Raw genomic sequence first — 24,531 nt, 5'->3', positions numbered from 1 at the left:
ATCAGATCCTCGAGCCGAAGTTGGTCGAATAGGAATACGGCGAGAGCCAGACTTGAACCTTGTACACGCTCGCGTCCTGATCACCCAGCAGGCGGAAGACCACGCTTATCTCCGGATAAGCGGAGCTGAGCCCGAGCGCCCCGAAATAGCGCTCCCCGCTGAACACGAGGCGGTAAAGGCCGCGGCCCAGATCGAGCGCCAGCCATTCCCGGACATAGCCCTCGTGGCCGATCTCGGATTTCCCGTCGAGCACCCATCGGGCGTCGGCCATGCGTTCGAGGCGCACCTCCATGCCGGCGGCGGGGCGGCCGTACACCGCGTCCTGCGCCTCCACCGAGATTCCCATGTCACCACACCCATCAGGGCTAGAAACCAGCTGCCGCGGGCCTGTCACCCGCGGGTACTCGTTCACCATGCAGAGCGCGGCTATCGCGGCTCCTTTCGCGTTCTATCGAGCCGCTATCGCCTGGCGATAGCGGCGCGAAGGCGGGCCGATGGATCGCCATCGCAAAGCGATGGTGCGCCGCGCTGACCAGTGCCGATATCACCCCGAAAGCCGCGCGATGCGAAGTGAATTGCGCCCTCCGTGAGCGTCATCGGCGAACGCATCGACCGATGCGGATCACGACTCGGAGGTAGGTCGACATGGCTACTCGCATCAGCAGGACGGCGGCCCTGGTTCTCGTCTCGATCATCGCGATCTTCGGCTCCATCGCCGGCCTGGCGTCCCCCGCCTCCGCCGACTCGCCCTGGGAGACCCCCTCCGCCGGCGACTCCCCGTGGGAGACTCCCTCCGCCGGCGACTCGCCCTGGGAACTGACCGGCGACTCCCCCTGGGAGCTGACGGACGACTCCCCGTGGGAGTGAACGTCAGGCCGTCAAGTAGCTGGTAACACATCGCCCAGCGATGTACGATCCTCCACAACCAAATCAGGGTCCGCCCAAGGCATACAGGTGTCACGCTGCGAGCAGTTGCTGCCCGATCGCCTCGGCCGCCCCATTGGCGGGCGGCCGTACGGGGGGTGCTGGACCGCTGGTCTTACTTTTGTCGTGAGAATTTCGGACCACGCACGTCAGAACGGCAACCGTTGCGGACAATCTCTTCGAGGAGATATGCGTGGAATTTCGTGTACTGGGGGCCCTCGAAGTATCCGCGAACGGTCGGCAACTCGGCCCTGGCGGAGCGCGACAACAAATCGTGCTCGCGGTCCTGCTGCTCAACGCCAACCGCTCGGTCACGCTTGATCGCCTGGTCGAGGCGATCTACGACGACGAGCCGCCTGCGACCGCGCGCGCGCAGGTGCAGATCTGCATTTCCGCGCTGCGCCGGCTGATCAACAAAGACGGTCATGCCGAAATGATCGTCACGACGCGGCAGGGATACACGTTACGCGCCCCGACGGAGTCCATCGACGCGCACCGCTTCGACAATCTCGTCGGCAGGGCGCGCAAGGCGCGCGAGCAGAAGCACTTCGAAGAGGCGATCAGCCATTACCGCAGCGCGCTGGCGCTGTGGCGCGGGCCCGCTCTCGACGGCATCGACAGCAGGTACGTGCAGGCGCTGGCGAGCTGGCTCACCGAGCAGCGGATCACCGCCAACGAGGAGTGCGTGCAACTGGAGCTGGATCTGGGCCGCCACCAGGAGCTGGTGGGCGAGCTCAGCCGGCTCGTGAAGGAGAACCCGCTGCGTGAAGGGCTCATCGCCCAGCTCATGACCGCGCTGTACCGCTCAGGCAGGCAGGCCGAGTCGCTCCAGGTCTTCCGCGACGCCAGGCGCAGCATGGTCGACGAGCTGGGCATCGAGCCGAACGAGCGGCTCCAGCAGCTCGAGGCCGCCATCCTCAGCGCCGACGACAGCCTCGCCGCGCCCGCCCCGCCGGTGGTGCCCGCCGCCGAGCCGGTCGCGGCCACGCCCATCTCCACGGTGCCGCGCATGCTGCCCGCGGACATCGCCGACTTCGTCGGCAGGCACGACCAGATCGAGAAGATCAGCAAGCGGCTGACCATGCCACTGGACGGCGACGCGCGCTTCGCCGTCCCCATCGTCGCCATCGCGGGACGTCCGGGCATCGGCAAGACGACCATCGCGATCCACGCGGCGCACACCATCGCCGAGCACTTCCCCGACGGCCAGCTGTTCGCCAACCTGCACGGCGCCCTGGCCAGGCCGGTCAGCCCCATGCAGGTGCTCGACCGCTTCCTGCGCGCGTTCGGCGTGCGCGGCTCCGAGCTGCCCGAGACGCTGGTGGAGCGCGCGGAGATGTTCCGCATGCTGCTGGCCGACCGCAAGGTGCTGATCGTGCTCGACGACGCCGAGTCGGAGAGCCAGGTGCTGCCGCTGATGCCGGGCAACCCGCCGTCGGCGGTCATCGTGACCAGCCGGCACCGCCTCGGCGGCCTGGCCGGCACGACCCAGGTGAGCGTGACCGAGTTCGACGTCTCGCACGCCGTCGAGCTGCTGTCGCACATCGCGGGCGAGGACCGGGTGCTGTCCGAGCCCGAGTCCGCCGCCGCGCTGGCCGAGCTCTGCTGCTGCCTGCCGCTGGCGCTGCGCATCGCGGGCGCGCGGCTGGCCGTCAGGATGCACTGGGGCGTGGACCACCTCGTGGACCGCCTGAGGGACGAGGCCCGCAGGCTCGACGAGCTCAGCCACGGCGACATGGGCATCCGGGCCAGCCTGTCGCTGACCTACGAGAACATCAGCGCGCCGGCCCGGTGCCTGTTCAGGCGGCTGGCTCTGCTCGACTCGCCCGTCTTCTCCGCCTGGGCGGGCGCCGCGGTGCTCGCCGAGCCGCTGACCACCGCGCAGGACCTGTTCGACGACCTGGCCGACGCCCACCTCGTGGAGGTCATCGGCACCGGCGGCGCCTCCAGGGTGCAGTACCGCTTCCACGACCTCATCAGGGTGTACGCCCGCGAGCGCCTGGCCGCGGAGGAGGACCCGGCCGAGCGCAGCGCGGCGCTGACCCGGGTGCTGCACGCGCTGCACGCCCTGCTGATGGCGGCCCACGACCGCGAGTACGGCGCGTCCGACCAGGCGCGCAAGAAGCGGGCCGAGATCGACGCCTGGCTGCCCGACGCGCTGGTGGAAAGGCTGGTCTCCAACCCGATCGCCTGGTTCGAGCGCGAGCGCCACCTGCTCGTCTCCGGCATCCGGCAGGCCGCCCAGGCCGGCCTGATCGAGCTGTGCTGGCGCATGGCCAGGAACGCGGAGCCCTTCTTCGAGCTGCGCGGCTACCTCGACGACTGGCGCGAGACCCACGAGATCGCCCTGGACGCCGCCCGCCAGGGCCACGACGAGCGCGGCCAGGCGGAGATGCTGATCGTGCGGGCCTCGCTGGCCCAGACCGAGCAGCGTTTCGACGACGCCAGGCGCGACTTCGAGGCCGCCCTCGCCATCTTCGAGCGCATCGGCGACGTGCCCCTGGTCGCCAGGTCCACCCGCAACCTGGCCTTCCTCAAGCGGATCGACGGCCAGCTGCACGAGGCGATGCACCACCTGGAGCAGGCGCTGGCCATCTTCAACGACATCGGCGACCAGCTGGAGGCGGCGATCACGCTGCAGAACCTCGCGGCGATCAGGGCCGAGTGCGGCGACATCGACGAGGCCAAGGTGCTGCTGGCCGAGGCGCTCGTCCGCGGGCGCGACGGCGGCAGCAGGCGCATCGTCTCGCAGGTGCTCCACCGGATGGGGCGCATCCACCTGCAGGCCAACGAGTTCGGCCTGGCGGCGGGGGCCTTCGAGGAGTCGCTCACCATCGTTCAGGAGATCGGCGACACCACCGGCGAGGCGTACGCCCTGCACGGGCTCGGCGTCGCCAACGTGCGGCGCGGCCGCCTGGCCGACGCCGACGCCTTGCTGGACAAGGCGCTGACGCTGGCCAGGCGGTCGCGTCACAAGCTGGCCGAGGCGCACGCGCTGGCGGGGCTCGGCGAGCTGGCCCTGGCCACCGACCGGCCCCGCGACGGCGTGGAGCACCTGCGCAAGGCCGCCCTGCTGTACCGCCAGACGCGGATCCCGCTGCTGGAGGCGCGCACGCTGATCAAGCTGAGCGACGCGCTCTGGTCGATCGGCGACACGACCGCCTCGGACCGGGCCGTGACCCGGGTGATGGAGCTGGTCGAGCACGTGGACGACAGGACGGGCAAGCTGGTGCTGGAGCACCTGTCCTCGGTCAACAACCGGGCGGGTCCGCTGATGCTGCCGAGCACCGGGCCCACGGTCTGACCGTCACGCGACGAGGCGGCGCCCCGCGCGGGAGATCGAGTCCCTGATCGCCCGGCAGACGGCCGCCACGTCGTCCGGCTCCACGGTGGGCCCGGTGGGCAGCGACAGCACCCTGCTCGCCAGCGCCTCGGCGCGTGGCAGCGGCAGCGGGACGTGCCGCTCGGGCGCGGACCGGTACGGCTCCACCTGGTGGCAGATCGGCGAGAAGTAGCGCCGGGCGTGGACGTCGTACCTGAGCAGGTCCTCCAGCACGGTCTCGCGGGAGATCCCGGCCCGCGCCTGCTCCACCTCGATCACGAGGTACTGGTGGTTGGCGCGCTCGCCGGGCGCCTGCCCGCGCACCGTCACCCCCGGCACGCCGGCCAGGTGCTCCTCGTAGAGCTCGTGGTTGCGGCGGTTGGCCGCGACGATCGTGTCGATCGCGTCGAGCGAGGTCAGGCCCATGGCCGCGCAGAACTCGTTCATCCTGGCGACCGTGCCGGGCCCGGCGATCCGGCCGGCCGGGTCGATGCCCTGGTTGCGCAGGGCCCTGACCCGGGCGGCGTACGCGTCGTCGTCGGTGACGATCACGCCGCCCTCGACGCTGTTGACGAACTTGGTGGCGTGGAAGCTGAAGATCTCCGCCGTGCCGAACCCGCCGACCGGCTTGCCCCGGTAGGTGCAGCCGAGCGCGTGCGCGGCGTCGAACAGCAGGACCAGGCCGTGCTCGTCCGCGAGCCGCGTCAGCGCGTCCACCTCGCACGGGCGGCCGAAGACGTGCACGGCCAGGATGCCGCGGGTCCTGGGCCCGATCAGCCGCGCGACGTGCTCGGGGTCGGCGTTGGCGGTGGCCTCGTCCACGTCGCAGAAGACCGGCACGATGCCGATCCACTCCAGCGCGTGCGCCGTGGCGACCCAGGTGAAGGAGGGGACGATGACCTCGTCGCCGGGCCTGATGCCGGCGGCCCTGGCGGCGATCTGGATGCCCGTGGTGGCGTTGCAGGTGGCCACGGCGTGCCTGGTTCCGGCCACCCGGGCGATGCGTTCCTCGAACTCGCGCACCAGCGGGCCGTTGTTGGTCAGCCAGAGCCGGTCGAGCACGCCGTCGAGCCGCCGCAGCAGCCGCTCGCGCTCGCCCACGTTGGGCCGCCCGACGACCAGGGAATCCCAGGACGCCATCACGCCACCCCGTCGAGCATGCCGACGAAGAGCCCCGGGCTGTTGGGGCGGCCGTTGGCGAGCCGGAACCCCGGCAGGAACTCGGTGCGGCAGCCGGCCGCCTCGAAGGCCGCCGTGTACTGCTCGCGGGTGAACAGGCTGGAGTACAGCACCTCGGAGAAGTCCTTGAAACCCGAGGAGTCGGCGATCCTGAAGCGCACCTCCAGCCGGCTCTTGCCGCCCTCTCGGCGCGAGTGCGTCATCCTGGAGACGACCCGATCCTCCTCGACCAGCAGGTGCCCGCCGACGTGGCCGTCGAGGAAGTTGTCGGGGAAGTACCACGGCTCGACGACCAGCACGCCGCCCGGCGCCAGGTGAGCGGCCATCGTGCCGACCGCCGCCCGCAGCTCCTCGGGCGAGCCCAGCTCGCCGACGGCGTTGCCCATGCAGGTGATGGCGTCGAAGACGCGGCCGAGGTCGAAGTCGCGCATGTCGCCGGGGTGCACGGGGACGCCGGGCAGCCGCCCCGCGGCCACCGCCCGCATGTCCGGCGACAGCTCCAGGCCCTCGACGTGGTCGAAGAGCTTGACGAACGTCTCCATGTGCGCGCCCGTGCCGCAGGCCACGTCCAGCAGGGACGTCGCGCGGGGCGTGCGGGAGCGGATGATCTTGGCGAGGTCCTGCGCCTCGCTCTCGAAGTCCTTGCCGCGGCTGCGGAAGATGAGATCGTAGTACTCGGCGTGCTCGGATCCGTATTCCATCGAGGCTCCTTCAGGCCACTGCGGCGGCGGGCTGTGCCGCGACGACTCTCGGCTGCGGGATGGGGATGATGAACCGCCCGCCCCGCCGCAGGAAGTCCTCCTCCTTGGACAGGATCTCCGCGGCGTAGTTCCACGCCAGCAGGAGGTAGTAGTCGGGCGCCTCGGCGCGCGCCTGCTCCGGAGAGCGCACCGGGATGCGGGTGCCCGGCAGCAGCTTGCCGTGTTTGAGGCTGGTGGTGTCGCTGCAGAAGCGCAGCTCGGCGGGCCCGAGGCCGCAGAACTGCAGCAGCGTGGTGCCCTTGGACGGCGCGCCGTACCCGGCGACGACCTTGCCCTCGGCGGCCAGGCCGCGCACCAGGTCGCGCACCTGCCCGATCACCTCGTGCGCGCGGCGGGCGAAGTCCAGGTAGACCTCGTCGTCCTCCAGGCCGAGCTGCCGCTCCAGCGAGTGGAGCTGCGCTACGACCGGTGCCGGCGCGCGCTCGGCGTCGGCCCTGGCCGCGAAGACCACGACGGAGCCGCCGTGCACGGCGGCGCGCTCGACGTCCACCAGCCGCAGGCCGTGCGACTCGAACAGGCGTCCCAGCGTGTGGACCGAGTAGTACGACAGGTGCTCGTGGTAGATCGTGTCGAACTGGTTCTCCTGCAGCAGGTCCACCAGGTAGGGCACCTCGATCGCCAGCACGCCGTCCGGCGCCAGCACCGCCGTCGCCCCGTCGAGCACGTCGTGCACGTCGTCGATGTGCGCGAAGCACTGGCGGCCCAGGACCAGCTTGGCCTGGCCGAGCTCCGCCGCCACGCGCCTGCCCTGCTCGCCGCCGAAGAACTCGGGCAGCGTCCTGACGCCGCGGGCGTTGGCGATCGCGGCCAGGTTCTCGGCGGGGTCCACGCCCACCACCCGCTGCCCGCGCTCCTGGAACATCGCGAGCTGGAGGCCGACGTTGCTGCCCAGCTCGACCACCAGGTCGCCGGGGGCGAGCCCGGCGCGGCTCTCGCACCACCCGACGATGCGGCGCATGTGGCCGATCATCTGGTCGGACTCGGAGGTGACGTACACGTAGTGGCGGAACAGCACGTCGGGCCGGATCACGTGCCTGATGGCCATGAGCCTGCAGCCGCGGCACACGATCACGTCCACCGGGTAGGCGGGCTCGTGCGCGGGCACCTCGCCGGGGTCGAGGAAGCCGTTGGCGAGCGGCACCGAGCCGAAGGAGGTGACCTCCAGCCAGTCGTCCCCGCCGCAGACCCGGCAGGTGTCGAGCCGTCGGACGATGTCCTGCATGACTACTCCTAGTGATCTTCAGCGGATGGCGGCCGCGAGCTCGCGGTGCTTCAGCGGCTCCCACCAGGACCGGTTGTTCCTGTACCACTCGACGGTCGCGGCCAGCCCGTCGGCGAACGCGACCTCGGGCGCGTAGCCCAGCTCCCGCTGGATCTTGGCGATGTCCAGGGAGTAGCGCAGGTCGTGGCCGGGGCGGTCGGGCACGTGCTGGACCAGGTCCCAATCCGCGCCGCACGCGTCGAGCAGCAGGGCGGTCAGCTCCAGGTTGGTCAGCTCGCAGCCGCCGCCGATGTGGTAGACCTCGCCGGCGCGCCCGCGTTCGAGCACCATGCGGATGGCCCTGCAGTGGTCGGAGACGTGCAGCCAGTCGCGCCGGTTGTCGCCGTCGCCGTACAGCGGCACCGGGCGGCCTTCCAGCAGGTTGGTGACGAACAGCGGGATCACTTTCTCCGGGAACTGGTACTGGCCGTAGTTGTTGGTGCACCTGGTGACCACCACGTCCAGGCCGAGCGTCCGGTGGAAGGCCAGGGCCAGCAGGTCGGAGCCCGCCTTGGACGCCGCGTAGGGCACGTTGGGCGCCAGCGGCGACTCCTCGGTCCACGAGCCCCGCGCGATGGAGCCGTAGACCTCGTCGGTCGAGACGTGCACGAACCGGCCGACGCCGTGCCGCAGCGCCGCCTCCAGCAGCGTCTGGGTGCCGAGCACGTTGGTCCGCACGAAGTCGGTGGCGCTGATGATCGACCTGTCGACGTGTGTCTCGGCGGCGAAGTGGACGATCGCGTCCTGCCCCGCCGTCACCTCGTCGACCACGAGCGGGTCGGCGGTGTCGCCGTGGACGAAGCGCAGCCCGGGGTGGCCGGCGACGGGGTCGAGATTGGCGAGGTTGCCGGAGTAGGTGAGCTTGTCCAGGACGGTGACCCGGGTGGCCGGCGCGTCGCGCAGCGTCGCTCTGACGAACTCCGAGCCGATGAAACCGGCACCGCCGGTGACCAGGATCCGCACTGTTGGTCTCCTCTGGGTAGGGGAAGTCGCGGTCACCTGGCGGCGGCGGTCAACCGCTCCAGGTCGGCGACGATGTCGGTGGGGCTGGGTGTGGCCAGCCAGTCCTCGTGGATGTCCTGCGCGCCCTTCTGGAAGGAGGGGTCGCCGAGCACGCGCCGCAGCTCCTCGCGGATCTGCGAGGCGGACTGCGTCTGGTGGTTCAGGCGGACGCCCGCGCCGCGCTCGGTCACGTACCGGGACGTACGGCCCGCGGTGAGCTGCTTCTGGCACTTCAGGTCCCAGTCGATGCCGCCCTCGACGGGCGTGCCGACGATGCGGCTCGGCTCGTCGGTGTCGCAGATGAGCTGGGGCACGCCGGCGGCGGACGCCGCCACGAAGGTGCCGATGGAGCCGTGATGGATGATCGCCGAGCAGGTCGGCAGCAGCTGGTCGAGCGGCACGTACTCCACCACGCGCACGTTGTCCGGTGGCGGTTCCCGCAGGTCGAGGAGCTGGTTGGCGTCGAGCGTGGCGATCACCTCGATGTCCAGGCCGCCCACGGCCTCCATCAGCTTGGCCAGGCGGCCCCAGTCGCCCTTGAAGAACGTCCGCATGGACACGCCGAGCGACAGCGCGACCCGGGGCCGGGACGGTGGCCTGCGCAGCCAGCCCTCCATGAGGCCGCCGCCGGTGTAGGGCACGTACCTGACGGGCAGCCGCTCGACGCCGGTGGGCAGGCGCATGCCGGCCGGGAACGGGTCCACGGTCCAGTGGCCGAACAGCAGCTCCTCGTCGACCTGCTGGCCGTACTGCTCCGCCAGCGGCTCGATGACGCCGACGAGGGGGTTGCGCTCGCCGGAGCCCGCGAGCTTCTCCGCGGCCCAGGCGGTGTAGTCGGGCGAGTGCAGGATGCGGGCGTGGGCGGCGCCGCAGGCGCGGGCCGCCACGGCGCCGCAGGGGAACCACGGGTCCCACAGCACCAGGTCGGGCCGCCATTCCCGGGCGAACTCGACGACGGCCGTGATGTCCTGCCGCGGCACGGGCGGGTGGTAGTTGCGCATGGTGAGCAGCGCGAAGTGGTGGAAGACGTCCCAGGGGGCGCGTTCCGCCTCGCTCAGCCCGAGCGCGGCCACCAGCCGCTCGCTCTCCTCGATCGTGGGGATGAGGCCGGCGAAGCCCGGGTATCCGCGGTCGTGCACCGACAGCCGTTCCGGCTCGCCGCACGACACCGCCGTCAGCCCGGCGGCGGTGACCGCCCGGTGGAAGTCGGGCACGGCCACCCCCGTCGCGATGCCCGGCGGCGCGGCCACGCAGACCTGGTGCCCGGCCGCCTGCAGCGCCCACGCGTAGGGCACGACCGGCAGGAAGTGCGCCGGCGCGGGGAAGACGGTGAACATGACGCGCATCGCGATCACTCCATCGGGGAGTCGGGCGCGGCGACGCCGTAGCGGAGGATCCCGGAGAACTCCGCCACCATCGACATGATCGAGCTCTCGGTGAACAGGTTGCTGTTGTAGGCGAAGTTGCCGTAGATCTCGCCCGAGGGGTCGATGTCGAAGGTGAGCAGCGCGCCGTCCGGGATGTCGGTGCCGTTGGGCTGGGAGAACAGCCGCCCGCGCACCTCCTCGACCGCCAGGTCGCCGATCCGCTCCCCCTCCATGACGGTGGCGAACTGCCAGACCTGCAGCGCGCACAGCGCCCTGTCGTCCAGCGCCGCCTCGGCCATCAGCTCGGGCGACTCGGCGGCGATCTGCAGGAACGGGATCTCCCGCGCGTACGCCTCGACGCAGGTGCTCCTGGTCCTGTCGACCACCTGGCGGAAGCTCTCGCAGCCGGTGATGTCGGTACGCAGCGGCAGGAAGTTGAAGAACGGCCCGACGGTCTCCTGGAACTCCGGCTGCCCCCGGCCCGAGGTGATGGCCGGGATGACCAGGTCGGTGGCGCCGGTGAGGCGGTTCAGCAGCACGTTGTAGGCGGCCAGCAGCACCATGAAGGGGGAGCTGCGGTTGCGCTTGGCGAACGCCAGCGCCTCCTCCGACAGCTCCTTGGTCAGCGTGAACCGGTACACCGGGCAGACCTTGCCCAGCCCCTCCGAACGGGCGTGGTCGGTCTTGACCGCCAGCATGCGCGCGCCGCGCAGCTTCTTGCGCCAGTAGCCGCGGGCGGCCACGGCGCCCGCGGAGCCGGCGTTCTCCTGCTGCCAGGCGGCGTACTCGTGGTACGGCCGCGCCACCGGCTGCTCGGGCACGTCGTGGCCGCGCCTGCGGGCGTAGCAGGTGACGATGTCGCGGATGAGCAGCTGCATGGACCAGCCGTCGCCCGCGGTGTGGTGCACGATCAGCGCGAGCACCGCGTCCTCGTCGTCGAACCGGCCCAGGACCGCGCGCAGGTGCGGCAGCTCCTGCAGGCTGTAGGAGCCGGACTCGATCTCGGTCAGCAGCTCCTCGGCCTTGCGCCCGCGGTACTCCTGCGCCGCCTTCGGCAGGTCGACCACGAGCAGCCGGGCGGGCGAGGGCGGCTGGATGGTCTGGTGCGCCACGCCGTCGCCCCGGGTGATCGTGGCGTTGAGCGAGTCGTGCTTGGCGGCGACCTCGTTGATCGCCTGGTGCAGCGTCTCGACGTCGAGCCGGCCGCGGACGCGCCAGCCCACGACGATGTTGTAGCGGGCGCTGAAGGGACCCTGGCCGTCACCCTGGTCGAACAGGCGCAGGAACTGCTGGGTGAACGACAGCGGGTGGTGGGTCGTGGGCGGTGCCGAGGTGGACAGGGAAGTGGTCATGCTGCCGCCTCCGTACGGGCGTCGCGGTGGTTGGCGCGCTGGAGCTCCACGGCCTGGTAGAGCGCGGCGATGTTGCCGCTGCCGAAGGATCGGGCTCCCAGCCGCTCGATGAGCTCGAAGAAGAAGGTGCCGCGCGGGTGCGCGGAGCGGGCGAAGATCTGGTAGAGCTGGCCGTCGTGGTCCTCGTCGACGAGGATGCTGCGCTCCCGCAGCTCCGCCAGCGGGTACTTGACGGGCCGCACCCGGTCGGGGAGCAGGTCGTAGTAGGTGGCGGGGGTGGGCAGGAACTCCACTCCCCCGGCGCCGGTCGTGTCCACGGCGGCGGTGATGTCGGCGGTGCTCATCGCCAGGTGCTGCACGCCCGCGCCGCCGTGGGCGGCGAGGAACTCGTCGATGTGGCCGGGCTCCTTGGAGACGTCCGGCTCGATGAGCGTGAGCGTCACCGACCCGCTCTTGACGACCTCGGTCGTCATGGCCTGGTCGCCGACGGTGATGCGCTCGGCGAAGATGAGCTGGAAGTCCAGGACGTGCCGGTAGAAGTCCACGGTCGCGCCGAGCTCGCCGGACGGCACGCACACCGCCAGGTGGTCCACCTCGGCCAGGCCCGCGTCGAGCCCCCCGGCCGTTGCGGGCATGGGCGCCGGCGTGGGCGCGAAGCCGGGCAGCGCGCGCTCGTCCAGGCCCTCGGGGCGCTGCACGAACGTGTGCACCACGTCGCCGACGCCCTGGACGGCGGCGGTGACGAAGCCGTCGCGGGCGCACGGCGGGGACACCGGCCGGGCGCCCCGGTTGACCGCGCTGCGGAAGGCGGCGGTGGCGTCGGCGACGCCGAGCGCGATGTCGGCCACGCCGTCGCCGTGCCTGCCGAGGTAGGCGGCGCCCGGGTGGTCACCGGCGGTGGGCTGGGTCAGCACGAACCTGACCAGGCCGGCGCCCACGGCCACGGAGCGGCAGCCCCAGGCGGTGGCCTCGGAGTAGGGGGCGAGGCCGTAGCCGCGGCTCAGCCGGGCCGCCTCCGCCGTCAGGTCGGCGACGTAGAAACCGATGTGGTCCAGGCGCAGGTCGTCTTTTGTCATGGCCTATCCCGCCTCCATCCGGGCGGCGAGGCTGCGGGGGCGCAGGTCGGTCCAGTGCGCCGTGACGTACTCGACGCAGGACGGGCGGCCTGCGGGCCCGTACGCGCTCTGCCACCCCTCGGGCACGTCGGCGAACGCCGGCCACAGGCAGTGCTGGCCCTCGTGGTTGACCAGCACGCGGAAGGTCGTGTCCTGGTCGTCGAAAGGATTGTCCATCTCAGCTCTCTCACTGGCTGGTCACGGCGGACTCGAGCCATTCGTCCAGGCTGGCCACGGTGGGGGCGTCGAACAGGTCCCCGATGGTGAGCTCGACGTCCAGCGTCGTGGAGATGCGGTTGACCAGCCGCATCGCCAGCAGCGACTGCACGTCGAGGTCGAAGATGCTGTCGTCGATCCCGATCCGGTCGACGCCGAACACGTCGGCGAACACCGAGCACAGGACCTCCTGGCGGGGGTTGAGCGGCGCCCGGTAGGTGGTCTCCGTGTCCGGCTCGGGGTCGGGCAGCGACGCGCGGTCCACCTTGCCGTTGGCGGTCAGCGGCAGCGCGTCCAGCAGCACGAACGCCGCGGGCACCATGTAGTCCGGCAGCATCGTCTTGACGTGCGCGCGCAGCGTGCCCACGGCGGGCGGCTCGCCGGCCGGCACGACGTAGGCGACCAGGCGCTTCTCGCCCTCGCGCAGCTCGCGCGCGACCACGGCGGCGTGGGCCAGGCCGGGGAAGCTCGCGACCGCGGCCTCCACCTCGGCCAGCTCCACGCGGAAGCCCAGGATCTTGACCTGGTCGCCGGCCCGGCCGATGAACTCGATCTGCCCGTCGGCGTTCCGCCTGACGAGGTCGCCCGTGCGGTACATGCGCTTGCCGGAGCCGGCGAACGGGTCGGCGACGAAGCGTTCGGCGGTCAGGTCGGCCCGGCCGAAGTAGCCGCGGGCCACGCCCCTGCCGCCGATGTAGAGCTCGCCCTCCAGGTCGCCGGGGACGGGGCTGAGGCGGTCGTCGAGGACGTACAGCCTGACCTCCTCCATCGGCCCGCCGACCGGCACGCTCGTGACCGGCGCGGCGCCCGCGCGCAGCTCGGCGGTCGTCGAGAACAGGGTGACCTCCGTGGCGCCGTACATGGCGCGGACCACCGTGTCCGGGCAGGCGGCGTGCACCTGCCTGACCGCCGACGGGACGATCACGTCGCCGCCGGTGAGCACCTCGCGCACGCCGGACAGCCAGCCGGGGCCCTCCTCCGCCACGACGCGGAAGAGCCCGGCGGTCAGGTGCAGGGCGGTGATCTCCTCGCGGGTCACCAGCTCCTTCAGGCCGGCCAGGTCCAGCTCGCCGGGCGGCGCGACGACGATCCGGCCGCCGTGCAGCAGCGGCACCCACAGCTCGTAGGTCGAGACGTTGAAGGCGTACGGGGCGACCATGAGCACGCTCTGGTGGTTGCCGGTGTCCCAGCACCGGTCGAGCGCCAGGCCGAGCACGTCCCCGTGGGTGACGGCCACGCCCTTGGGGCGCCCGGTCGAGCCGGAGGTGTAGATGACGTAGGCCAGGTTGTCGGGGTGGGTGGCGTCGGCCAGCGCCGCGGACGGCTGCGCGTCCGTCCTGGCCCGCTCGCCGGGCTCGTCCAGGACGAGGGTCCCGGGCGCGGACGGCAGGCCGGCGCCGGCCTTGGCGCTGTCGGCGAGCAGCACGGGGGCGCCCGACGAGTCGATGATCCACTGCTGCCGGTCGGGCGGGTAGGCGCTGTGCACGGGCAGGTAGCAACCGCCCGCCTTGAGGATCCCGAGCAGCGCCACGACGAGCTCGGCCGAGCGCTCCATCAGGACCGCGACCGGCGTCTCCGGCCCCACGCCGAGGCCGCGCAGGCGGTGGGCCAGGCGGTTGGCCCGCTCGTCGAGCTCCCGGTAGGTCAGGGCGGCGGGGCCGTCGGACACGGCGATCGCGTCCGGCGTGCGCGCTGCCTGCTCGGCGAGGTGTCCATGAACAGATGTCGGCACCATCAGGCACTCCGTCAGTCGGTGTGGAAGATGTCGTGGACGCCCGAGACGCCGGACAGCATCGTCGCGAAGTCGATCTTCCGCGGGCGCAGCCTGCGCGGGTCGAGCAGCTCCTGGGCCTTCTCCCAGTACTCCTCCTTGTGGCGGGTGCGGTCGTAGAAGAAGCGCACGAAGGCCAGCAGGGAGTTCAGGAAGGTGCGGTAGTCCTTCTCGTAGCGCGCCAGCACCTGCTCCTCGCAGGACGGGTCGCGCAGCGCGGCGTCGAGGGCGCCCGCCAGCCCGAGCGAGCCGCGCAGCGCCAGGCCGACGCCCGTGGACAGCAGCGGGTCGATGAAGGCCGCCGCGTCGCCCACCAGGGCCCAGCCGGGCCCGTGGAAGCGTTTGCAGGTGTAGGACCAGTCGCGGATGCTGCGGAAGGCGCTCGCCCGGGTGGCGCCCTCGGTCAGCGCCCTGACCTCCTCGGCCGCGGCCAGTTCCGAGGTGAACAGCTCCTCCAGGCTCTTGCCCGACTTCTTGTACTCGTCGATCGGGGTGACGTAGCCGACGCTCACCGTGCCGTCGTGCAGCGGGATGAACCAGAACCAGCCGTTCGGCCTGTTCTCGGTGACCGTGTCGCCCGCCCTGGTGCCGCCGTAGCGCTTGCAGCCCTGGAAGTAGGACCAGACGGCGATGTTGCGCAGGTCGTCGTGCCACTCGACCAGGTCGAAGTGGCGGGCCAGCACGTGCTGCTGCCCCGAGGCGTCCACCAGCAGGCGGCAGCGCGCGGTGCGCGGCTCCTGGTCGCCCTTGACGGTGTAGGTGACGCCGCAGATGCGGTCGCCCTCGAACAGGAAGTGCTTGACGGTGGCCTCCTCCAGCACCGTCGCGCCCAGCTCCCTGGCCCTGGCCAGCAGGACGGAGTCGAAGTCGGCCCGCCGCACCTGGTAGGTGTGCTCATAGTTGGCCGCCTCGGCGAACCGGAAGTCCCAGGTGCCCTGGTTCTTGCCCCACAGCAGCGTGCCGCCGTACTTCTTGACGAAGCCCATCTGGTCGAGCCGCGAGCGCAGGCCCAGCTCCTCCAGCGTGGGCATGGACCCCGTGATCAGCGACTCGCCGATGTGGTAACGGGGGAACTTCTCGCGTTCGAGCACCAGCACGCGATGGTTACGTTTGGCCAGCAGTCCGGCCGTGCTCGATCCGCCGGGGCCGCCACCGATCACGACAACATCGAACTCGTCATGGGTACTGATCACCGTGCTCCTCCATTCGCCGCCATGCGACTCAGGAGTCAGGGTCACATCTCCCCGTTGGATCACTCATCCTCTGAATTGCTGTGTGGCTTCGCGCAACAGCGCACGTCACGAGATGTGCGGGCGCGGGGGCGTGGTCATGCTGAGGCGATGACAACGGTCGTCGACGTCTGGCTCGCGGAGCATCCGCTGCCGGGCTACCTGGATCCGATCAAGAAGCTGGCCGCCGGTTTCGAGGCCGCCCATCCGGGCTACCGGATCGAGGTCACCGGGTACGGCTTCCGCGAGCTGCCCGCCGAGGTGGCCAGGGCGGCCGGGCGCGGCCGGCCCCCGGACCTCGCCGAGTACTACGCCACCGCCACCCGGCTGGCCCTGGACACGCGGGGGCCGTCGGGCGCGCCGCTGTTCGTCCCGATCGAGCGGGCCGTCGCCGGTCGCGGCGAGATCCTCGGCGAGCGCGTCGTCCTCGCCGACCTGGAGCCCGCCGTGCGCGGCTACTACACCTACGCGGGTGAGCTGGTCGCCGCGCCGATGACCGCCACCACGGCGGTGCTGCTCGGCAACACCGCCATGCTGGAGGCCGCGGGCGTCACCTCGATGCCGCGCACCTGGGGCGAGCTGGAGTCGGCCTGCGCCGCCGCCGGCTCGCCCGCCACCTGGGCCAACCACGGCTGGCTCGTCCAGCAGGCCGTGGCCGGTCAGGGCGGCCTGCTGGCCGACCACGACAACGGCAGGTCGGGGCGGGCGGAGAAGGTGGACCTGGCCTGCGAGGAGCTGCTGGCCTACGCCACCTGGTGGCAGCGCCTGCACGAGCGGGGTCACTACCTGGACACGGGGACGCCGGAGGACTGGGGCGGCACGCTGCGCGCCTTCACCGAGCAGCGGGCGGCCTTCACCATCGCCTCCTCCGTCGTCGCCGGGATGGTCGCGAAGTCCTGCTCCGAGGCGGGCTTCGAGGTGGCGGCCTGCCCGCTGCCGTACAACGAGGGGGCGCCGCGCGCCGGGCACCTGGTCTCCGGGCAGGCGTTCTGGCTCGCCGCCGGGCTGCCGCGCGAGAAGGCGGACGGCGCGCTGGCGTTCCTGCAGTACCTGCTCGACGCCCGCAACGTGGCCGGGTGGCACCGCGTCTCCGGGTTCCTGCCGGTCACCGGCGCCTCGGTCGAGCTGCTGGAGCGGGAGGGCTGGTACGACCGGCACCCGATCCACCGGGCGGCCACCGACCAGCTGCGCGCGGCCGACGGCTCGCCCGCGGCGCTCGGCGCGATCGCGGGCGACCTCGCCGGGATCCAGGACCACATGACGGGCGCCATGGCCGGCGTCCTGCGCGGCGCGGACCCCGGCGCGCTGCTGGCCGAGGCGACGGTGCAGGCGCAGCGCCTGCTCGACGCCTACAACGACGACTGCGCCCGCGGGCTGACGCCGCGGCGGCTGGCCGTCAAGTGAGCAATACGGAAGATGACCGCTCCGGGGTGCGATGCCACCCTCGGAGCTGGCGATAGGAGTTCAGCCATGTTGAGCCGACGGCGCTTACTCGTTCTCGGCGGGCTGACGGGAGGCGTCGCGCTGGCCCCGTTCGTCCAGTCCGGGGACACGCGGAACGCGCAGCCGCAGCACGCGCACGGCCCCATGCACGGTGCTGTGCACGACCATGCGGGCCGCGTCCCCGCGGTCAGGTCGGGCCCGGCCGTCACCCCCTTCTCCGTCAGGATGCCGGTGCCCGCCACCCGCATCCCGTCGGTGCAGACCGCCGACACCGACATCTACCGGATGTCCGTCCAGCCGGCGACGGCCCAGATCCTGCCAGGGCTGAGCACGCCCGTGCTCACCTACGGCGGCGCCTTCTGCGGGCCCACCATCCGCGCCCGGCGCAACCGCAGGACGCTGATCACCTTCGACAACAAGCTCGGCCACGAGACCAACGTGCACCTGCACGGCGGGCGCGTGGCCGCCGCGCACGACGGCTACCCGACGGACGTGATCGCGCCGGGCTCGGGCCGGGCGTACCTGTACCCGAACGCCCAGCCGGGCGCGACGCTCTGGTACCACGACCACGCGCACCACCTCGAGGCCGAGAACGTCTACCGCGGCCTGCACGGGTTCTACCTGATCGACGACGAGGACGAGCGGCGGCTCGGCCTGCCGTCAGGCGGCTACGACGTGCCGATCATGCTGCGTGACGCGCTGTTCGACGACGCGGGAAACCTGGTCTTCGACCCCGCCGACCCCTACAACCGCCCCACGCTGCTGGCCAACGGCAAGCCGCAGCCCTACTTCGAGGTCGCCGCGCGCAAGCACCGGTTACGCCTGCTCAACGGCTCCACCCACCGCGTCTTCGAGCTGACGCTCGACGGCGCGCAGATGACGCAGATCGGCACCGACGCCGGTCTGCTGCCCGCGCCGGTGCCGGTGGACAGGCTGGTGCTGTCGTCGGGCGAGCGCGCCGACATCGTCGTCGACTTCGCCCAGGCCCCGCTGGGCGGCCACGTGACGCTCAACGACGTGGCCGGCGCGGTGCTGCGCTTCGACGTCGTACGCAAGGCCGCCGACCGCAGCAGGGTGCCCGCGCAGCTCCGCCCGCTGTCCCCGATGCCGACGGCCGTCCAGGACCGCAAGCTCGTGCTCAGCCTGGACCCGGTCAACATCAGGGCGCTGATCAACGACCGGGTGTTCGACCCGGCCAGGGTGGACATGCAGGTCAGGCGGGGCACCACCGAGATCTGGGAGGTCACCAACAGCGACACGAACGTCGGCGGCTCCGGGTTCGGCGTCCCGCACAACTTCCACACCCACCTCTCGCACTTCCTGCTCCTGTCCCGGGACGGCAAGCCGCCGCTGCCGGGTGAGGGCGGCTGGAAGGACACCGTACTCATCCAGCCGGGCGAGACCGTTCGCCTACAGGTCGATATCGGCTCCCACCTGGGCCGATACGTCTACCACTGCCACATGCTGGAGCACTCCGCCCTCGGAATGATGGGCCAGATGGAGATCGTCAATTAGTTCTCAAGGAGGACTGGATGAGCACCACAGAAAGCATCACCGCGGCGCAGAAGAAGACAGGCCGCGGCAAGAACATCGCCCTCTGGGTCGCCCAGGTTCTCCTGGCGTACCAGATCGGGCTGGGCGGCGTACTGAAACTCATCGGCGACCCCACGATGGTCGGCATGTTCGAGGCCATCGGCGCCGGCCAGTGGTTCAGGTACGTGGTCGCCGTCATCGAGATCGCCGCCGCGATCGGCCTGCTGGTCCCGCGCCTGACCGGCGTCGCCGCCCTCGGGCTCGTCGGGCTGCTGGTCTGCGCGGCCGGCACGAACGCGTTCGTCCTCGGCGGCCCGCCGATCATCGAGGCCGTCCTGCTCGTCATCGCCGGCCTGGTCGTCTGGGGCCGCTGGTCCCGCGTCAAGGCGTTCTTCGGCGCCAAGTGAGCTCCTGACGCCCGGTACGCGACGCGGCGTACCGGGCGTCACCCTGTCCGGCAGAAGACCGATGTCTGGAGGAGACATGACAGAGACCGTCACCGACAACCCGCAGAACCGGATGCCCACCCCCGACCCCGCGCTCAAGGCCCTGGAGCCGCTCGTCGGCGCCTGGGAGATGACCGGCAAGGACCTCAACTCCGGCGACCCCCTGGGCGGGCGGCTGACCTTCGAGTGGATGGAGGGCGGCTTCTTCCTGGTCCAGCACCACGAGATGGACCACGGGCACGGCACGATGAAGGGCGTGGAGTACATCGGCTACGAGGCCGAGAGCCAGGCGCTGCGCTCGCGGTACTTCGACAGCACGGGCAACGCCTTCACCTACACCTGGAAGCTCCAGGACGGCGACCTCAGCATCTGGTTCGGCGAGGAGGGCTCCCCCGCCGGCTTCACCGGCGCGCTCAGCGCGGACGGCGCCACCATCTCGGGCCGCTGGGCGTGGCCGGGCGGCGGCTACGAGGCCACGATGACCAAGGTGGGCTGAACACGCGAAGAAGTGGCGGCGGGCCGGGCCCGCCGCCACTTCCGTGTGCCGCGCCTCTAGGCGGGAACCCGGGGCTTCTCCTCCCGCACGGCCGGCTGCCGGCCGGAGGAGACCAGCCGCTCGCGCAGCCGCATCGCGGGCAGCTCGACCAGGTAGTAGCTGACCGTGGCGATGAGCACGGTGCCGACCAGCACGACGGCGAGCAGCTCCCAGAAGCCGGCCTTGCCCATCACCGCCGGCATCGGCAGCGGCGCGGCGCCGAAGATGCTGCCGTTCTGCAGCCACAGGTACTGCAGCACGAAGTGCCACAGGTAGACGCCGTAGGAGATGCGCCCGAAGAAGCGCATCGGCCGGTTGGTGAGCACGGCGTCGATGAACGCCGAGCGCACGCCGGGGATGACGACGGGCGCGATGATGAGCAGCGCGAAGATGAGGAACAGCACCATCTCCGCCAGCGCCTCCGGCACGGTGGCGTAGTCGGCCATGCCGGGCTTGCCGAACGGCCTGATGCAGTTGATCACGTACACCACCAGCGCGCCGAGCCAGAACAGCAGCGGGCGGCGCTGTGCCGCGCGGTAGAGGCGCGGCGTGGTGCCGGTGGCCTCCGCGTACGCGGCCAGGATCGCCAGCCCCATGCCGATGGCCAGGAAGCCGGTGAAGCCGATCACCCAGAAGTACTCGTACGGGAACGGGCCCATGAACTCCAGGTGGGTGTAGACGGTCCAGGCCAGGCCCACGAGCACGAAGACGGCGAGCGGCACGATCAGGCGGCGGGCCTTGCCGCCGGGGGTGTCGGCCTTCCTGGCGTACCTGTCGAAGATCCACGCCAGGATCGGGAGCGCCAGGTAGAAGGTGACCTCGGCGGGGACGGTCCAGGTGGGTTCGAGGCCCGCGTATCCCAGCTCGGGGCCGGGCACGTAGTTGTGCATGAGCAGCAGCGGGCTGAGGACGTACCAGATGCCGTCCACGCTCTTGGCGTTGAGCAGCAGCAGCGCCGCCACGGCCACCAGCCAGTAGGCCGGCAGGATGCGCAGCATGCGCTTGATGAGGTAGCCGCCGATGGCCGGGCGGGGCGTGCCGACGATGGTCGCTCTGGCGAACGGCCGGTACAGCAGCAGTCCGGACATCACGAAGAAGGGCGGCAGCAGCACGTTGAACCCCTGGACCAGGACGGCCCAGATGCTGTCGGCGGGCTTGTCGTAGAAGCCGATGACGCCGGCGGCGAAGGCGACGTGCACGATGATCACGCCGAGCGCCAGATATCCGCGCAAGCCGTCGAGCCGTGGCGCGCGTTTCCCGCCGCCACCGCTGTTGCTGATGATTTCCGGTGATGTCATGGCATGCTTCCTCGCAGTCCGTTCGCTGATGGGACCTGGCGTTATCGTCACGCCGCGCTCTTCATGGGCGCATCTCGTGGCGTGCTGAATGCGGGTGAATGGCAGGAAGCGGTCGATTCCGCGCAGGTAGCTGCTGCGTACCGGCATGGTGCCGGCTTTCGCGAAGGCGCACCGTTATGCACATGACGGAAAAAACTGTTCTCACGTATTCCTCGTACTTGGCGCTCGACGAAATTCTCGGGGCGCAGCGGCCGGTCTCCGACAGCCATGACGAGACGTTGTTCATCGTCATCCACCAGGTGTACGAGCTGTGGTTCAAACAGACGTTGCACGAGATGGCGGAGCTGCAGCTGGAGCTGTCGGGCGGGTTCACCGCGCACGCCATGCGGACCCTGCACCGGCTGCTGCGGATACTGAAGCTGGCGGCGGCCCAGATGGACGTGCTGGAGACGATGACGCCCGGCCAGTTCTCCGCGTTCCGCGGCAAGCTCGGCACCAGCAGCGGCTTCCAGTCGGCGCAGTTCAGGGAGATCGAGGCGGTGCTCGGGCGGCGCGACGAGCGCGTCCTGCTCGGCCAGCCGGAAGGCAGCCCGGCACGTGACAGGATCGCGGCCGCGATGGCCAGGCCGTCCCTGTACGACTCCCTGCTCACCTACCTCTACCTGCGCGGCTACGAGGTGCCCAAGGACAAGCTGTACAGGGACGTGACCGAGCAGCTCGGACCGTCGCAGGACCTGCAGGAGCTGCTGCTGCGCGTCTACCAGGACGACACCGGGGCCGCGCAGCTGTGCGAGCGCATGGTGGACCTGGACGAGTGCGTCCAGGAGTGGCGTTACCGGCACCTGAAGATGGTGGAGCGGACGATCGGTGCCCGGCCGGGCACCGGCGGCTCCAGCGGCGGCCACTACCTCATGAGCTCGCTGGCCCCCTGCTTCCCCGACCTGTGGGCGGTCAGGAGCGCGATGTGATGGACCAGTCCGCGCGGCTCGCGCCGCACTACTCCCGCTTCCGCGTCTCCGAGCGGCTGCTGCTCACCGGCCACTCCCACCAGGCCTGGCCGGACGTGGCGCTGGCCGGGCAGATCGACGCGTTCATGGACGCGGCCAGGGACGCCGACGGCAAGTGGGCGCTGGCGTTCAAGCAGGCCGACCGGGTCAGGGACGGGCTGCGCCGCTTCCTCGGCGACCCGCACGCGCAGCTCGCGCTCGGCGCCAGCACGCACGACCTGGTGCTGCGCTTCCTGTCCGCGCTCGACCTCCGGCGCCGCCCCCGGCTGGTCACCTCCGACGGGGAGTTCCACACGCTGCGCAGGCAGCTCGCCCGGCTGGCCGAGGAAGGGGTGGAGGTGATCGTGGTGCCCGCGCGGCCCGCGGACACGCTCGCCGCGCGGCTGGCCGGCGCGGTGGACGGCGGGACCGCGGCGGTGCTGGTCTCCGCGGTGCTGTTCGAGGACGCCCGGATCGTGCCCGGGCTGGACGCGCTGGCCGGGACGTGCCTGCGCCACGGCGCGGAGCTGCTGGTGGACGCCTACCACGCGCTCGGCGTGGTGCCCTTCAGCACCGCGGGCATCGAGGAGGCCTGGGTGGTCGGCGGCGGGTACAAGTACCTGCAGCTCGGCGAGGGCAACTGCTTCCTGCGGCTGCCCGGCCACGCCGACCGGCTGCGGCCGGTGATCACCGGGTGGTTCTCCGAGTTCGGCGAGCTGGCGGGCGAGCCGCTTCCTGGCGGCCCGGTCGTGTACCCTCCGGGCGCGCCGCGGTTCGCGGGCGCCACCTACGACCCGACCAGCCACTACCGTGCCGCGCGGGTCTTCGACTTCTTCACCGGGCACGGGCTGACGCCGGAGTTCCTGCGGGCGGTCTCGCTGCGCCAGGTGGGGCTGCTGGCCGCCCGGTTCGACGCGCTGGACGTGCCCGAGCACCTCGTGACCAGGGACAGGACGGGGCGGGCCGAGGACTTCGGCGGGTTCCTGGCGTTGCGGTCTCCGTACGCCGGGCGGCTGCGTGCCGGTCTCGCGGCGCGCGGCGTGCAGGCGGACAGCCGGGGGGACCACCTGCGGCTCGGTCCCGCGCCGTACCTGTCGGACGAGCAGCTGGAGCGGGCGGCGGAGCTGCTGGCCGGGGAGATCCGCGAGCTCGTGCGTGCGGCCGGCCGGCGGCCATGAACCCGCCTCCCGGCCGGAACGGGGCGGCGGCCATGAACCCGCCTCACGGACGGAACAGGGCGGCGTCCATGAGCGTGACGTCGCGTGCCCGCCTGACGGGGAAGCCGACGTGCGCGAGCACGTCGCGCTCGACGTCCACGCCCGGGGCGACCTCGGCCAGCACCAGCCCGTCCGCGGTGACGTCGAAGACCGCCCGCTCGGTGACCACCAGGGCCGACTGGCCGGCGGCGACCCCCTCGCGCAGCCGGTACGTCACGTGGTCCACCCGGGGCACGAACTTGGCCACCCGGCCCTCCTCCAGGATCCGCAGGCGGCCGCCCGCGCAGTCCGCCCTGAGCCCGCCGGTGGTCATGGTGCCGGCGAAGACCAGGCGGGCGGCGCCGTGAGCGATGTCCACGAAACCGCCGGCGCCGGGGTTGGCCGCGCCGAAGCGGCTGACGTTCACCCGGCCGAGCGCGTCGAGCTGCGCGAAGGCCAGCGCGGCGAACGGGCAGCCGCCCCCGTCGATGAAGTCGAACTGGGCGGGCCCGTCGAGCAGCGCGCGCGGGGCGTAGTTCGCGGAGAACTGCCAGCCGCTCATCACGATGCCGCCGAAGGAGCCGTGCTCGGTGGTGAACAGGTAGTCGTTCAGGCCGTCGCCGTCCAGCGCGCCGTCCTCCGCCATGACGAGCACGGTGTCCGAGGAGGCGCCGAACCCGAAGATCGAGGTCTCCCCCCTGCGCACCTCCCTGGCCACCCGGCGCGCGATGACCTTGTCGGGCCCGGCCGGCAGCCGGGGCACGCGCGCGACCGCGCCGGGCACGTGACCCAGGTAGCCGGGGTCGTCGCGGACGCCGGTGCCGGTGGGCGCGTCGGGCACCACGACGACCCGGTCGACGAGCGAGCCGGGCACGCGTACCTCGCGCGCCGGCCGCTCCCCCGGCGCCACCAGCCGCGACACCTGCGCGATCACGGTGCCGCCGCAGGCCTTGACCGCCAGGGCGATCGCCAGCGCGCTGGACAGCAGCGGCTGGTCCTCGAACGACAGGTTGCCGTCCGGGTCGGCGCTGCCCGCGCGGATCAGGCCCACGTCCAGCGGCCAGGTCGGGTACCACAGGTACTCCTGGCCGCCCAGCTCCACGAGCTCGACCAGGTCGTCGGCGGCCAGGCGGGTGAACTTGCCGCCGCCGTGCCGCGGGTCGGCGTACGTGCCGAGGCCGACGCGCGTCAGGTAGCCGGGACCGCGCCTGGCCACCTCGCGCAGCCAGTGCATGGTGGCGCCCATCGGCCAGGTGTAGGCCTCGACGAGGTCGTTCTGGATCAGCTCCGTCAGCGCGGGCCGCGCGCCCGTCTCCGGGTGGCGCGGGTTGATGAACGAGCCCGACACGATGCGGCGCATCAGGCCCTTCACCGCCACGTGGTCCATGCCGCGGATGCCCACGCCGTCACCGGTGGCGCAGGGGAAGTAGAAGGTCAGGTCGCGGGGCGCGCCGCCGGCCCGGTAGCGCTCGCCGAGCGCGGCCAGCAGGGCGTCGGGCGTGAGCCAGCCGATGACTCCGGTGCTCGCGACGGCCTGGCCGTCGCCGATGAGCGCCACCGCCCGCGCCGCGTCGCACACCTTACCGATCATGGAG

21 protein-coding genes are annotated in these 24,531 nt (G+C 71.6%); 8 read left to right on the top strand and 13 right to left on the bottom strand.

The features are described 5' to 3' along the window. Position 1: 1 nt before the first annotated feature. On the bottom strand, positions 2-346 hold the full coding sequence (locus ACBJ32_RS04480; RefSeq protein WP_375125533.1) for a hydroxyisourate hydrolase: 345 nt from the start codon (positions 344-346) through the stop codon (positions 2-4). Between the two features lie 299 nt (positions 347-645). Between ACBJ32_RS04480 and ACBJ32_RS04475 the strand changes: the two genes are divergently transcribed. Continuing rightward, a complete protein-coding gene (locus ACBJ32_RS04475; protein ID WP_357878365.1) occupies positions 646-867 on the top strand; it encodes a hypothetical protein in 222 nt (73 codons plus the stop codon). Positions 868-1,198: 331 nt separating this feature from the next. Continuing rightward, on the top strand, positions 1,199-4,228 hold the full coding sequence (locus tag ACBJ32_RS04470; protein WP_375125532.1) for a BTAD domain-containing putative transcriptional regulator: 3,030 nt from the start codon (positions 1,199-1,201) through the stop codon (positions 4,226-4,228). 3 nt (positions 4,229-4,231) lie between these two features. On the opposite strand, the gene ACBJ32_RS04465 is transcribed toward ACBJ32_RS04470, so the two are convergent. From ACBJ32_RS04465 to ACBJ32_RS04420, 10 genes are read right to left on the bottom strand one after another with little or no spacing between them, the layout of a single operon-like run. Continuing rightward, positions 4,232-5,386 (bottom strand): aminotransferase class I/II-fold pyridoxal phosphate-dependent enzyme, encoded by a 1,155-nt coding sequence (locus ACBJ32_RS04465; RefSeq protein WP_375125531.1) that lies wholly within the window; start codon positions 5,384-5,386, stop codon positions 4,232-4,234. Continuing rightward, positions 5,386-6,126, bottom strand: a complete 741-nt coding sequence (locus ACBJ32_RS04460; protein ID WP_375125530.1) for a class I SAM-dependent methyltransferase — start codon at positions 6,124-6,126, stop codon at positions 5,386-5,388. The genes ACBJ32_RS04465 and ACBJ32_RS04460 overlap by 1 nt, the downstream gene beginning before the upstream one ends. Positions 6,127-6,136: 10 nt before the next feature. Then, a complete protein-coding gene (locus tag ACBJ32_RS04455; RefSeq protein ID WP_375125529.1) occupies positions 6,137-7,408 on the bottom strand; it encodes a class I SAM-dependent methyltransferase in 1,272 nt (423 codons plus the stop codon). An 18-nt stretch (positions 7,409-7,426) separates the two neighbouring features. After that, positions 7,427-8,410: a dTDP-glucose 4,6-dehydratase gene (rfbB, locus tag ACBJ32_RS04450; RefSeq protein ID WP_375125528.1), complete on the bottom strand. Its 984-nt coding sequence runs from the start codon at positions 8,408-8,410 to the stop codon at positions 7,427-7,429. Positions 8,411-8,442: 32 nt separating this feature from the next. After that, positions 8,443-9,795 carry a nucleotide disphospho-sugar-binding domain-containing protein gene (locus ACBJ32_RS04445; protein ID WP_375125527.1) on the bottom strand — a complete coding sequence of 451 codons (1,353 nt, stop codon included), beginning with the start codon at positions 9,793-9,795 and terminating at the stop codon, positions 8,443-8,445. Positions 9,796-9,800: 5 nt separating this feature from the next. Continuing rightward, on the bottom strand, positions 9,801-11,168 hold the full coding sequence (locus ACBJ32_RS04440; protein ID WP_375125526.1) for a condensation domain-containing protein: 1,368 nt from the start codon (positions 11,166-11,168) through the stop codon (positions 9,801-9,803). After that, complete coding sequence (hppD, locus tag ACBJ32_RS04435) at positions 11,165-12,244, bottom strand: 4-hydroxyphenylpyruvate dioxygenase (RefSeq protein ID WP_375125525.1); 1,080 nt, start codon at positions 12,242-12,244, stop codon at positions 11,165-11,167. The genes ACBJ32_RS04440 and hppD overlap by 4 nt, the downstream gene beginning before the upstream one ends. A gap of 3 nt (positions 12,245-12,247) precedes the next feature. Continuing rightward, positions 12,248-12,460, bottom strand: a complete 213-nt coding sequence (locus tag ACBJ32_RS04430; protein ID WP_375125524.1) for an MbtH family protein — start codon at positions 12,458-12,460, stop codon at positions 12,248-12,250. Between the two features lie 10 nt (positions 12,461-12,470). Continuing rightward, on the bottom strand, positions 12,471-14,234 hold the full coding sequence (locus ACBJ32_RS04425) for an amino acid adenylation domain-containing protein (protein WP_375125523.1): 1,764 nt from the start codon (positions 14,232-14,234) through the stop codon (positions 12,471-12,473). Between the two features lie 11 nt (positions 14,235-14,245). Next, on the bottom strand, positions 14,246-15,463 hold the full coding sequence (locus tag ACBJ32_RS04420) for an NAD(P)/FAD-dependent oxidoreductase (protein WP_357878397.1): 1,218 nt from the start codon (positions 15,461-15,463) through the stop codon (positions 14,246-14,248). A gap of 147 nt (positions 15,464-15,610) precedes the next feature. On the opposite strand from ACBJ32_RS04420, the gene ACBJ32_RS04415 reads away from it, so the two are divergent. From ACBJ32_RS04415 to ACBJ32_RS04400, 4 genes are all read left to right on the top strand, one after another. Beyond that, a complete protein-coding gene (locus ACBJ32_RS04415) occupies positions 15,611-16,903 on the top strand; it encodes an extracellular solute-binding protein (protein WP_375125522.1) in 1,293 nt (430 codons plus the stop codon). A 66-nt stretch (positions 16,904-16,969) separates the two neighbouring features. Next, positions 16,970-18,457, top strand: coding sequence for a multicopper oxidase family protein (locus tag ACBJ32_RS04410; protein ID WP_375125521.1), 1,488 nt, complete (start codon positions 16,970-16,972; stop codon positions 18,455-18,457). Between the two features lie 17 nt (positions 18,458-18,474). Continuing rightward, positions 18,475-18,882: a DoxX family protein gene (locus tag ACBJ32_RS04405; protein ID WP_375125520.1), complete on the top strand. Its 408-nt coding sequence runs from the start codon at positions 18,475-18,477 to the stop codon at positions 18,880-18,882. A gap of 76 nt (positions 18,883-18,958) precedes the next feature. Beyond that, complete coding sequence (locus tag ACBJ32_RS04400; protein ID WP_375125519.1) at positions 18,959-19,417, top strand: DUF1579 family protein; 459 nt, start codon at positions 18,959-18,961, stop codon at positions 19,415-19,417. Positions 19,418-19,473: 56 nt separating this feature from the next. On the opposite strand, the gene ACBJ32_RS04395 is transcribed toward ACBJ32_RS04400, so the two are convergent. Next, positions 19,474-20,754 carry an acyltransferase family protein gene (locus ACBJ32_RS04395; RefSeq protein ID WP_375125518.1) on the bottom strand — a complete coding sequence of 427 codons (1,281 nt, stop codon included), beginning with the start codon at positions 20,752-20,754 and terminating at the stop codon, positions 19,474-19,476. A 176-nt stretch (positions 20,755-20,930) separates the two neighbouring features. Here ACBJ32_RS04395 and ACBJ32_RS04390 point away from each other — a divergent pair, with 176 nt between their 5' ends. Both ACBJ32_RS04390 and ACBJ32_RS04385 read left to right on the top strand, forming a co-directional pair. Beyond that, on the top strand, positions 20,931-21,722 hold the full coding sequence (locus ACBJ32_RS04390; RefSeq protein WP_375125517.1) for a tryptophan 2,3-dioxygenase: 792 nt from the start codon (positions 20,931-20,933) through the stop codon (positions 21,720-21,722). Further along, positions 21,722-22,918 carry a kynureninase gene (locus tag ACBJ32_RS04385; protein WP_375125969.1) on the top strand — a complete coding sequence of 399 codons (1,197 nt, stop codon included), beginning with the start codon at positions 21,722-21,724 and terminating at the stop codon, positions 22,916-22,918. Before ACBJ32_RS04390 ends, ACBJ32_RS04385 begins: the two co-directional genes overlap by 1 nt. A gap of 43 nt (positions 22,919-22,961) precedes the next feature. Here ACBJ32_RS04385 and ACBJ32_RS04380 read toward each other — a convergent pair whose 3' ends face one another. Then, entirely contained in the window at positions 22,962-24,527 is a 1,566-nt protein-coding gene (locus ACBJ32_RS04380; RefSeq protein WP_375125516.1) for a CoA-transferase, read from the bottom strand. Between the last annotated feature and the right edge of the window lie 4 nt (positions 24,528-24,531).

This window comes from Nonomuraea sp. GTA35 (assembly GCF_041950525.1).
Lineage (GTDB): Bacteria > Actinomycetota > Actinomycetes > Streptosporangiales > Streptosporangiaceae > Nonomuraea.
This window is presented reverse-complemented; position numbering and strand designations above follow the sequence as displayed.

Bases quoted from the DNA above. Each gene is read 5' to 3' on its own strand.
- ACBJ32_RS04480 (WP_375125533.1), bottom strand. From the start codon at position 346: ATGGGAATCTCGGTGGAGGCGCAGGACGCGGTGTACGGCCGCCCCGCC.
- ACBJ32_RS04475 (WP_357878365.1), top strand. From the start codon at position 646: ATGGCTACTCGCATCAGCAGGACGGCGGCCCTGGTTCTCGTCTCGATC.
- ACBJ32_RS04465 (WP_375125531.1), bottom strand. From the start codon at position 5,386: ATGGCGTCCTGGGATTCCCTGGTCGTCGGGCGGCCCAACGTGGGCGAG.
- ACBJ32_RS04460 (WP_375125530.1), bottom strand. From the start codon at position 6,126: ATGGAATACGGATCCGAGCACGCCGAGTACTACGATCTCATCTTCCGC.
- ACBJ32_RS04455 (WP_375125529.1), bottom strand. From the start codon at position 7,408: ATGCAGGACATCGTCCGACGGCTCGACACCTGCCGGGTCTGCGGCGGG.
- ACBJ32_RS04445 (WP_375125527.1), bottom strand. From the start codon at position 9,795: ATGCGCGTCATGTTCACCGTCTTCCCCGCGCCGGCGCACTTCCTGCCG.
- ACBJ32_RS04440 (WP_375125526.1), bottom strand. From the start codon at position 11,168: ATGACCACTTCCCTGTCCACCTCGGCACCGCCCACGACCCACCACCCG.
- hppD (WP_375125525.1), bottom strand. From the start codon at position 12,244: ATGACAAAAGACGACCTGCGCCTGGACCACATCGGTTTCTACGTCGCC.
- ACBJ32_RS04430 (WP_375125524.1), bottom strand. From the start codon at position 12,460: ATGGACAATCCTTTCGACGACCAGGACACGACCTTCCGCGTGCTGGTC.
- ACBJ32_RS04425 (WP_375125523.1), bottom strand. From the start codon at position 14,234: ATGGTGCCGACATCTGTTCATGGACACCTCGCCGAGCAGGCAGCGCGC.
- ACBJ32_RS04415 (WP_375125522.1), top strand. From the start codon at position 15,611: ATGACAACGGTCGTCGACGTCTGGCTCGCGGAGCATCCGCTGCCGGGC.
- ACBJ32_RS04410 (WP_375125521.1), top strand. From the start codon at position 16,970: ATGTTGAGCCGACGGCGCTTACTCGTTCTCGGCGGGCTGACGGGAGGC.
- ACBJ32_RS04405 (WP_375125520.1), top strand. From the start codon at position 18,475: ATGAGCACCACAGAAAGCATCACCGCGGCGCAGAAGAAGACAGGCCGC.
- ACBJ32_RS04400 (WP_375125519.1), top strand. From the start codon at position 18,959: ATGACAGAGACCGTCACCGACAACCCGCAGAACCGGATGCCCACCCCC.
- ACBJ32_RS04395 (WP_375125518.1), bottom strand. From the start codon at position 20,754: ATGACATCACCGGAAATCATCAGCAACAGCGGTGGCGGCGGGAAACGC.
- ACBJ32_RS04390 (WP_375125517.1), top strand. From the start codon at position 20,931: ATGCACATGACGGAAAAAACTGTTCTCACGTATTCCTCGTACTTGGCG.
- ACBJ32_RS04385 (WP_375125969.1), top strand. From the start codon at position 21,722: ATGGACCAGTCCGCGCGGCTCGCGCCGCACTACTCCCGCTTCCGCGTC.
- ACBJ32_RS04380 (WP_375125516.1), bottom strand. From the start codon at position 24,527: ATGATCGGTAAGGTGTGCGACGCGGCGCGGGCGGTGGCGCTCATCGGC.